This is a genomic window from uncultured Oscillibacter sp., from assembly GCF_910579365.1.
Classification (GTDB): Bacteria; Bacillota; Clostridia; order Oscillospirales; family Oscillospiraceae; genus Oscillibacter.
Window position 1 is genome coordinate 1 of record NZ_CAJTUX010000145.1, and the last position, 2,240, is coordinate 2,240.

Sequence of the window (2,240 nt, forward strand, 5' to 3'; positions counted from 1 at the left end):
CCAAGGACATGAGCCGGGTCGGGAGAGATTACCTGCAAACAGGATTTTATACGGAAATCCTGTTTAGGGAGAAGGGTGTTCGGTTTATCGCTATTTCCAACGGTGTGGACAGTTTTGACCACAATTCGGGGGAATTTGCGCCCTTTTTGAACATCATGAATGAGTGGTACGTCCGGGACTGTAGCCGGAAACAGAAAGCGCAGTATCAGGTGCGTGGACGGTCCGGCAAGCCCGTCACCAACACGATCCCCTACGGGTTCAAGAAGGACCCGGAGGAAAAGCACCATTGGCTGGTGGACGAAGAAGCGGCGGATGTTGTGCGCCGCATTTTTCTGTTGAGCGTGGAGGGCAAAGGCCCTTTAACCATTGCCAAAATCCTGATGAATGACAAGGTGGAGCGCCCCTCCTACTACCTCGCCCAGCGGGGCCGGGGAACGTGCCAGAGCAAAACGGATATGTCCCGTCCCTATGACTGGACGGGCAACACCGTTGCGGATATGCTCGCCAAGCCGGAGTATATGGGGCATACCGTCAACTTCCGCGCCTATAAGCCCTCCTATAAGGACAAGAAGATGATAAAACGTCCCCCGGAGGAATGGCTGATTTTTGAAAACACCCATGAGGCTATTGTTGACCCGGAAACCTGGAAACTGGCCCAGCGGTCACGGCAGACAGTACGCCGGACGGACACCACGGGCGAGGCCAATCCCCTGACGGGGCTGTTGTTCTGCGCCGAGTGCGGGGCCAGGATGTATAACCATCGAAGCAGAGGCAGGGCGCTGAAAGAGGGGTGGGAACCTGACCCTGACAGCGGCCTCTATCCCAGCGATAACTACAACTGCTCCACCTATATGCTGACCGCCAAACACTCCGAGCAGAAGTGTTGCAGCCACTATATCACCACCAGGGCAGTCCGGGCGCTACTGCTGGATACCATCAAAACCGTCAGCGCCTATGCGATCTCCGATGAAAAGGGCTTTGTCGAGAAGATTCGCGCCGCCTCCCAGCTTCGGCAGGACAACGCCGCGAAGGAGTTGAAGCGCAAGCTGAACCGGGACCGCAAACGGTCCGCAGAACTGGACGGGCTGATAAAGAAGCTCTATGAATCCTTTGCCACGGGCAGTCTGACGGAGAAGCGGTTCAAGCTGCTGTCGGACGGGTATGAGCATGAGCAGGAGGAATTGGATGCGGCGATTGAGCGGGAACAGGCAGAACTTGATGCGTTCAACGCCGATACAGACCGGGCCGATCAATTCCTGGAGTTGGTCAAGCGGTACACCGATTTTTCGGTGCTGACCACGCCGATGATTTTTGAGTTTGTGGACAAGATCGTTGTCCATGCGCCGGATAGGTCCAGCGGCGAACGGGTGCAGGAAGTTGATATTTATTTGAAGTTCATCGGCAAGTTTGATGTGCCTATCCCGGAGCCTACACCGGAGGAACTGGCAGAACAGGAGCGGTTGCGGAAGAAACGGGAAAAGCAGCGGGAATACTCCCGGCGCTCCCGTGAAAAGAAGAAACGGGCGGTGGCTCAAAATTGACTATGCTGTGCCGGAGGGCGGTTTGCGTCAAGCAGACCGCCCTTTTTGTGTCCTAAATTTCAATCCATGTGAAATCAGCGAACAAAACAGCGTCAGAATTGCGATTTTTCATGGAAACACGCAACGCTGGACAGCGAACACGGTACGTTGTCCTCTGCTGGTTTTCACGGTTTCGCATGGCTTCACGCTGAACGCTGAAATCCGATGTGCGCTCCTGTGACCTGGGCATTGTGAACAGCTTGCCCAGGCCGCTGGGAGCGTTTTCAAATTCTACGCCGGATGGCGAATACGATTATCGAAGGAGATATGATTATGAATATCAGGAACGAAATCAAAGCCTACATTGTCCGGGAGGGCTTCACCATGAGCGAGTTAGTGGAAAAGCTGGCGGAACAGTACGGATGGAGCCCCAGCGTCCCCAACCTCTCCGACAAGCTGCGCCGGGAATCCCTGCGCTACAAGGAGGCGGTGGAGTTGGCTGACGCTCTCGGCTATGACCTCGTATGGCAGAAGCGGAGATAAGGGGGACTATGGCGAAAAGTAAAACCAGCGGTATCTATTTCAAAGTTACAGACGAGGAACGGAGCCTAATCGAACAGAGGATGGCACTGATGGGCGTTCACAACATGAGCGCCTATATTCGGAAGATGTGTATTGACGGCTACATTGTCCAACTGCAAATCAAGGAACTGGACGAGT

The 2,240-nt window shown here is 54.6% G+C and carries 2 protein-coding genes; both read left to right on the forward strand.

The genetic code is table 11. The annotated features are described in order from the left end of the window. On the forward strand, positions 1–1,541 hold a 1,541-nt coding region (locus QZ329_RS15510), incomplete at its 5' end, for a DUF4368 domain-containing protein (RefSeq protein ID WP_295753900.1). A gap of 306 nt (positions 1,542–1,847) precedes the next feature. Further along, entirely contained in the window at positions 1,848–2,063 is a 216-nt protein-coding gene (locus tag QZ329_RS15515) for an LLM class flavin-dependent oxidoreductase (RefSeq protein WP_120391153.1), read from the forward strand. Positions 2,064–2,240 lie beyond the last annotated feature (177 nt).